General features: G+C 36.8%; 9 protein-coding genes and 1 pseudogene. 1 reads left to right on the forward strand and 9 read right to left on the reverse strand.

Annotated features, from left to right (window positions below; translation table 11 throughout):
• The 3 genes and pseudogenes from QZN27_RS07745 to QZN27_RS07755 form a co-directional block, all read right to left on the reverse strand.
• Positions 1–1,088, reverse strand: a pseudogene (locus QZN27_RS07745) (V-type ATP synthase subunit I); the annotation flags it as partial.
• Between the two features lie 11 nt (positions 1,089–1,099).
• A complete protein-coding gene (gene ahaH / locus QZN27_RS07750; protein WP_296786011.1) occupies positions 1,100–1,414 on the reverse strand; it encodes an ATP synthase archaeal subunit H in 315 nt (104 codons plus the stop codon).
• A 165-nt stretch (positions 1,415–1,579) separates the two neighbouring features.
• Positions 1,580–1,930 (reverse strand): hypothetical protein, encoded by a 351-nt coding sequence (locus tag QZN27_RS07755; protein ID WP_296786013.1) that lies wholly within the window; start codon positions 1,928–1,930, stop codon positions 1,580–1,582.
• A 64-nt stretch (positions 1,931–1,994) separates the two neighbouring features.
• Here QZN27_RS07755 and QZN27_RS07760 point away from each other — a divergent pair, with 64 nt between their 5' ends.
• A complete protein-coding gene (locus QZN27_RS07760) occupies positions 1,995–2,324 on the forward strand; it encodes a hypothetical protein (RefSeq protein WP_296786015.1) in 330 nt (109 codons plus the stop codon).
• On the opposite strand, the gene QZN27_RS07765 is transcribed toward QZN27_RS07760, so the two are convergent.
• The 6 genes from QZN27_RS07765 to QZN27_RS07790 are packed head-to-tail and all read right to left on the reverse strand — an operon-like array spanning position 2,314 to position 7,196.
• The gene (locus tag QZN27_RS07765; protein ID WP_296786018.1) at positions 2,314–2,652 is read right to left on the reverse strand and encodes a hypothetical protein; all 339 of its coding nucleotides are present in this window, start codon (positions 2,650–2,652) and stop codon (positions 2,314–2,316) included. The genes QZN27_RS07760 and QZN27_RS07765 overlap by 11 nt on opposite strands.
• A gap of 1 nt (position 2,653) precedes the next feature.
• Positions 2,654–3,163 carry a nitroreductase family protein gene (locus tag QZN27_RS07770; protein ID WP_296786021.1) on the reverse strand — a complete coding sequence of 170 codons (510 nt, stop codon included), beginning with the start codon at positions 3,161–3,163 and terminating at the stop codon, positions 2,654–2,656.
• 4 nt (positions 3,164–3,167) lie between these two features.
• A complete protein-coding gene (locus QZN27_RS07775) occupies positions 3,168–3,962 on the reverse strand; it encodes a citryl-CoA lyase (RefSeq protein WP_296786024.1) in 795 nt (264 codons plus the stop codon).
• A gap of 40 nt (positions 3,963–4,002) precedes the next feature.
• Positions 4,003–4,875 carry a fumarate hydratase gene (locus QZN27_RS07780; protein ID WP_296786027.1) on the reverse strand — a complete coding sequence of 291 codons (873 nt, stop codon included), beginning with the start codon at positions 4,873–4,875 and terminating at the stop codon, positions 4,003–4,005.
• A 4-nt stretch (positions 4,876–4,879) separates the two neighbouring features.
• Positions 4,880–5,782: a peptidase gene (locus tag QZN27_RS07785; protein ID WP_296786030.1), complete on the reverse strand. Its 903-nt coding sequence runs from the start codon at positions 5,780–5,782 to the stop codon at positions 4,880–4,882.
• Between the two features lies 1 nt (position 5,783).
• Positions 5,784–7,196 carry an MmgE/PrpD family protein gene (locus QZN27_RS07790; protein ID WP_296786034.1) on the reverse strand — a complete coding sequence of 471 codons (1,413 nt, stop codon included), beginning with the start codon at positions 7,194–7,196 and terminating at the stop codon, positions 5,784–5,786.
• Between the last annotated feature and the right edge of the window lie 116 nt (positions 7,197–7,312).

Consider the following 7,312-nt stretch of genomic DNA (forward strand, 5'->3'; position numbering starts at 1 on the left):
TCGAAAGGTTTTGCATACCATCCGTTTTGTTGTAAAACTGGAACATTTTCATCATCTGTACCTTCAACCTCTATTGTTTCAAAGGCACAATGTCCGTCAGAGCTTTTTTCAACCAATTGTTCAACCTTTTCGGTGTCTGCGACAGGCACCCATGCTTCAAGTACGTAAGCATCCTTGGTTTGAACAAATGATGAAAGAATCTCGTTCTTATCTTTTTCATTTTCTAACTGTTCTTTGAGAGCTAATATGTCATCGTCCCATCTTTCAGCAACAGCTTTCAATTCAGTTTTGACTGAAGCACGTTCTGATTCAATGGTCAATAATCTTGCATCAGCATTTGAAATAATCTGTTGAGGAGTACCTTCAACATCACCTACTTCAATTTTCTCAAAGTCGTATTTACGAAGTGTTGAATAAACTTCATCACTTAACTCTTTTAATGTCACTACGACGATAATTTCTCCTTCCTTATCATCCGCAGGAACAGTAAAAATCTCTAATTCGTCTGTCAATTTACTTAATTCATTTTTGATTTCTGAAGCAGATTCAGCATTAATCCTTCCAACAGTAGTAGAAGTGTACTTTGAATCTTTTAAGTCAGCTAAATTCATGTCAAAATTAGATAAGCGATTAGCCAAACTTTTATTAGACTGTAGTTCACTTGTTTCAGCGTCGAGTGCGGATAGTTTTTCCTCTATAACGCTTGTTTTAGCTTCCACCTGGGATAGAGTGTCTTCAGCTTTTGCTATAAAAGCTTCAGTGTCTAACTTTTCAACTTCCTTTTGAACAGGTAAATCTGGACTAATAAAAGACATTAATGTATCTTTTAACCCATGGCCTTCTGATAAAGAGTTTCCTAATAATTCAGATATCCCGTTTGTTTTCATTAGAAGTGAAGATAATTTTCCAGTGTATGGAGAAGCTTTAGCAGGAGTTACTAATTCCGCTAATTCAGGATCTTGCTGAATGCTATCAGAAATATCACTGATTTGTATAAGTCCTGATTCGTGGAGAGCATCCACTGTAGGAGCTACATACTTTTCCAGTGTAACTATTCTAATTTTTCGCATTCTAGCTGTCTTGAACATATAATCTCACACTACAAAATATTTTTGACAATTACAGAAGCAGCTTCATCTACATTTGCCATAGCTTTGTCTTTAATGGATTTGACGTCCACTTTGGACTGCTCAGCAATAGATTGCGCTTCTTTTTTAGCTTTATCTTCTGCATCAAAAACAGTATCTTTAGCGTCGTCTTCTGCTTGCAGTTTAGCTTGGGAAATAATTTCCTCAGCTTTAACTCTGGATTCAGCAATTAAATCGTTTGATTTAGCTTCTGAATCAACAATGAGTTGTTCAGCATCAGATTCTGCTTTTTTTATCATTGCGATTGCGTCTGATATCTCTGCCATAATTAATCACCATGGTGTACTTATTTTTGTTGAGCAATATATATATCTTTTACTATTCAATTTTGTTTAAAGTTCGTAAAATTGAATTTTGAATAAAAAAAAGTATTTAAAATATAATATTTGCATGAAAATATTAGATAAAAAAAAGAATAAAAGATAATTAAATTATCTATAAAACCATTTCAATATACTAGGCGGTAATTTTTGTAAATAAGCAAGGATTGCTATTGCAATGATGATTACACCCACAATAACGAATTCAATATTGTATGGGTGGGCAAGTAATATGTATCCGCTGACACCTATGACAATACCCTCAAAGAAGAATACGGCTTTGGTCCAGCTTGGATTAAATAATATGATAAAGTAAGCAATTGCAATCAAAACCAGAATGATTGCGGTAGCCATAACATCATTTGTGATTGGCTGGTGTCTTAAAAATGGAGAAATACCCCAAACGATTAACATTAGTGCCAACATTACCCCTAATAATTTAAACATTTTAACATTTGCCATAATAACACTTATTTTTTAGTTTAACCTTCATGATATTTATATCATTTCATATTAATTACTACATATGGAACGAGCGGTTTGGATAATCTTAAATGAAAACTTTTCGCTTACATTGGACGGCGAAATAAAAAATGACAAGGTTGCTGATAAAAAATTCTCACCCGGAAGCGACATCTGGACAAATGAGCTTCCACGACTAGGGTTCAGTGATGAAAAGGTTCAAAATGATTATGATGAATTCCTAACAGACATTTTAACACTTTTCAGTGAACCTAGTGTCAACGAAGTCTTTATCAATGCAAAAATAGGTGAAGAATCCGAATATATAAATTGTAAAAAGCCACTGGTAATAAGAAAAATAGAAGAGTATAGCGTTGATGAAATTATAGAATAGCAGTAGCTTTCATTAATATTTCATCCATATTGCTGAATTCCAATGGTTTTCCATCATCTCCAACAGTTTCTGTTGTAATCAATACATTCGGAGAAGCCCATAAAAAGGAATACGCAAAATACGCCACATTGATAAATATGACTATCCCAATAAAGAACAATGCTGTTACCAGACAAATGGCATGAATCAAAAGGTTTCCATACCTTCTTTTTTTCATCAGGATATAATTGTCCTCTTTTTCGATTGTTTTGAATTTATGCTGGGATAATTCCTCAGAAATCTCTTCCATCTCTTTGGAATTATCTGCACTCAATATGTATAAAGCCATTTTAATCCATGTAAACTACAAATTCGTCCAGTTCTTTTCTTGGAGTGTCTCTTGGCTCAGCATCGCCATAACCTAACGGAGTAAAAAGCACAGCCTCCTCGGTTTCATCAAGGCCTAAAAATTGATGTGCCTTATTTTTCTTGAATGCGCCAATATAACAGGTTCCAAGTCCAACATCAGTAGCTGCAAGAATGATATGGTCCATCACTATTGTTGCATCAATATCTGCAATGTTTTTCTGATCCCATGGTCTGGTCCATGCCTGGTTCTTTATGGCTACCACACATAATACGTATGGAGCTTCCACAAACCATTTGGCGCCATAGATTTCTGACAGTTCATCCTTATACTTCTTAGTGTCAATTACATAGACTTTAAATGGTTGGTTATTAACACCGGTTGGCGCTAATGTTGCTGCTTTTAAGACATATTCCAGCTTTTCCTTTTCCACTTCTTTGTCGAGGTATCCTCTTACGCTGTATCTTTCAGTTATTACGTCAATAAATTCCATATTATCATCCCATATATTCTACATCATCAAGGTCGCAAAATCTTCTAAATTCATCCTCGTCCATCTGTTCTTCATAGGCGTGTGCAATTAGGCCAGGAAGCCTGCCAATCATGAAAATGCCTAAACCCAATTGAGGGTCAAAGCCCAAATCAGACAGAATTGCAGCATTTGCACCATCCACATTGAGCTTGATATGTTTCTTATCATAGGCAAGGTCCTGAAGGGCCAAAGCCAATTTAATGTGTGGACCAATATATCCTTTATTTACTGCAATTTCCATTAGTTTATCTGCCCTGGGGTCAACATCATGGTATCTGTGACCAAAACCAGGTATTTTCTTGCCCTTAACCAGATACTCATTGTAGATTTCAATGGCCAAACTTGCAATCTGCTTATTGTCAATGCTTGAATCATCAATCAAATGAATAGAATTGATTTTTGACTGATAAAGCTCCATTGCCTTTTCAATAGCTCCTGCATGCTTGTTTCCAAATGACAACAATGCGCCTGATATTGCAGAATTGATTGGTGAGCCTGAGGAAGTGATTAATCTTGCGGTCTGGGTACTTGGAGGAGTAACCCCATGATCGCAAAATGAAACCAGAACATGATTGAATATTTTGCTTTCTCTTATGGAAGGCAATCTTCCTTTTAAAAGTAAAAAAACCATGTCTGAATATCTTATTTTTTCAATCAAATCTTTTTGATTATATCCTCGAGTTACGATTTTATCCTTTTCAACTCGGGTGACAGCAGTTTTTAAAGACTTTGGATTGACTTTAAAATTATTTTCTTGCATTTTTAAAACCTTTTTTGTTGTTAATTAAATATTAAAACTATTATAATTTAAGTGTTGCTACTCTTGGTTCTACAAAACAGGAGGGCCTGATTGAAACTATCCTGACACCACTTGCCCTCTGATAACCGATATTCAAATAACATCCCAAAACTGTAGTCTTGCCTCCCAATCCCAACGGACCTATGCCAGTTTCATTCAGCCTATCGGCAATTTCTCTTTCATGATGATTTTGATTATCCAAATTTCCATAGGCAATAGATTTAAGCAAAAGGGATGTTGCCTCAAAGTGTGTTCTTCCAATTCCTATTGATGGAATCGAAGGAGTGCATCCCAGCATTTTCAGTGATGATTCAAGCCATTCACATGCGGTGTTTATCACATTTTCAAAGGAACGCTTATGATAAACCCTAAATGTTTTGGATCTTATTTCAGGACCTCCTCCCTCAAGCAAAAAGTGGATGTTCAATGTATCGGGGTCAATATCTCTTCTATATGTCGATTCATCATTTGAATTGTCAATCAATATTGATGCTGGAGAAAGTTTTCCAGGCTCATCAAATAAACCTTCACTTTGCTCGATTCTTTCCACTTCACTGCCTTTAACAGCCATTGGCCTTGCAGGAAGACTGTTTAATCCTAAAGAGATTCCCTCATGAATCTGATTTAAGAGTTCACCAGTAATTTGTCTATCAGAGCCCATTTCAATTATCACATGAGGAATTCCAGTGTCATCACATAACGGAAAACGAGTTTTTTGGGCAACCTGATAGTTTTCTAAAATCTGTTTTAAAGCCCATCGTGCATTTTCATTGCTTTCCTCATCAATGGCTCTTCTTAAAGCATCATATTTATCATTTGAAAGGGTGGTTGAAGCTTCTATGATTGCCTTTGAAATATCATTTATAATGTCCATAAAATCACTCAGGAACTGCCCGGTCACCGGATCTGTCAGGTGAAACTATCGCATCAGGACAGTATTCATCAATCATTCTCTTGACTAGCTTGACTTGTTTGATACGGGCGATAGCTTCCGAAGCGGTTGTATCCCAGTTATGGTTAGCTGCAACTGACCCTCCTGTCTTTAAATAGACTGGAGAGGCCACTTGAATAAATTTTGGAACTTCATAATGCCTTATGAATCCTCCGGTGGATTTCGGATTTTCGGTGTGCAAATCCAATACCATATCTGTTGCATTTCTAATGGATGCAAGCATTGGAATTTGCAAATCACGAACCGGATTGAGTGAGTCCAATCCCATCTCCTCCAATAATTTTGCCGATGCAGGATTGGAATGGCCCGCATGAGCTGATAACTTGAAATGAACATTGGATGGAATTTCTGAATCTTCGCGCATCTGATTTAAAACCCAAAGCAGACCTTCATCATAAAGCAAAATCCCTCTGACTCCTAGTCTGCATGCCCTTTTTACATCTTCAATTGCATAAACCAGATTGTCATATCCCCTTAAGCGATATCCTATTCTGCTACCTTCCTCCGTGTGGACGGTGGCTGAAGTGTCATATGTTGCCCTTGGACCTACAGATAGAAACAGCTCGCATCCGTAATCTTTAGCCAACTTGACCATTTCCTTGATTTCTTCATCGGTCAACATCATTATTCCCTTTGTCTGTGTTACCCGATGAATGAAGATATTATTCCTGCCGGCTTCCTCAAGAAGTGCGTTCATTGTTTTTGGGGATTGGATTCCCGGAACCTCAAAACGATATTGTCCTCCGTCGCCGAAGCGTTTAGGTGAAACATAATCATCTGAAACCTCATCGATGCCCACTTTTTTAAGGAATTCTTTTGTATTTTCCATATTATCTACCATTTAATTTACGAACAACAAATTTCATCGTATATTCTTCAAGTGAATCAATAACAGTTAAATTATTAATGTCATAATGAGGGTTAAGAGCTTTGAATTTGGCAATTAACTCCCTTAATTGGAATGGATTTTCAAAATCCCCTTTCGGAAGCATTGTGATGTTTTGGAATACTCCATTTCTAAAGCTTTGGTCCAATTTAATAATAACGTTTGATGGCCTTTTCTCAGGATACAGTTCATTCAGTTTATCGTCACTGACAACAATCATATGGTTTACAAGATTTTTGATGCTGTTTACCTTATCCACAGTTGAATAGTTGTCCAGAAGTCCGAATTCAATCAATTGATTTATCTCATCAACAGACACTTCGCCGACTACCAATGAGATTGCAACGGCATAAGGAAGGCTTTGCCTTAACTCTTCGATATTTTTAGGATTGAAATTATTGTGTTCCGCTGCAACTGAGTATGTTTTAACGGCTACATTCTGGATGTGGTCATATTCCTCGCCAATACTTGCCTTGAGCTTTAATGCTGTATCGATTGATGAATGCAGATGTCTGCAGAATGGATATTTTTTAAAGTATATATCCCTGACCCTTACCTTGCCGACATTCTTTAAAGCATTTTCAAATGAGAAATCTTCCTGACTGTAATCCTCATCATCAACAACCATGGTTTTCAAAAATCCTTCATTGCCTTCAAAGATTGTTTTGCTGCCTGTAAATCCATTTCTTGCAAGATAGGCAGACAATATTCCATTATAACATGCTTTTCCCACATGCAATGATTTTCCCATAGATCCTCCATGGTCTGATTCCAATAATCCTGCTGCCTGGGTTCCACATAAACCCAGAGCATTCATTATTTGCCCTTCATCCAATTTCAATAGTTTGGAAGCGACTACTCCTGCTACAAATGCCCCGATTGTTCCGGTGGTGTGGAATCCCTTGTTTCTATGTTCGGGATTGACGATTTGGCCTAAAAGAATTCCCACTTCATAGCCTACAATGACCCCTTCCAGGAATTCCTTTCCGGATAAATCATAAGCTTCTGCGATTGCAAGGGCGGTTGGAAAAATGACTGACCCTAAATGTATCTGGGCCTTTCTGTGACCGTCATCCAGTTCCAGCACATGAGCAGAAACACCATTAATAAATGCTGCATGCAGCACATCTGATTTGATGCCGGTTCCAATAACAGATGCCCTTAAATTTAAATTTGAGTTTCCATTAAATATTTCTTCAACAGTATTGCAGGCTATTTGTGATGCATCTTCCCCTATACCTCTGTAAGTAACCCCAAAAAAGTCTAATAAGGCTGCCTTTACAGTAGTGACAGATTCTATTGTTGCCTGTTCATAGCGATAGTTTGAAATAAATTTAGAAATATTTTGTAAAAACATAAAACACCATTTCTAATATTTGTTAAAAGTAGTATTAAAATAGTTCAGTTATCACTCGAAGCAACCTTATATCATCAGCAATATTATGCTGCCGGAACACCAGTTAAAACAAGGAC

Source organism: uncultured Methanobrevibacter sp., from assembly GCF_900316895.1.
GTDB lineage: Archaea > Methanobacteriota > Methanobacteria > Methanobacteriales > Methanobacteriaceae > Methanocatella.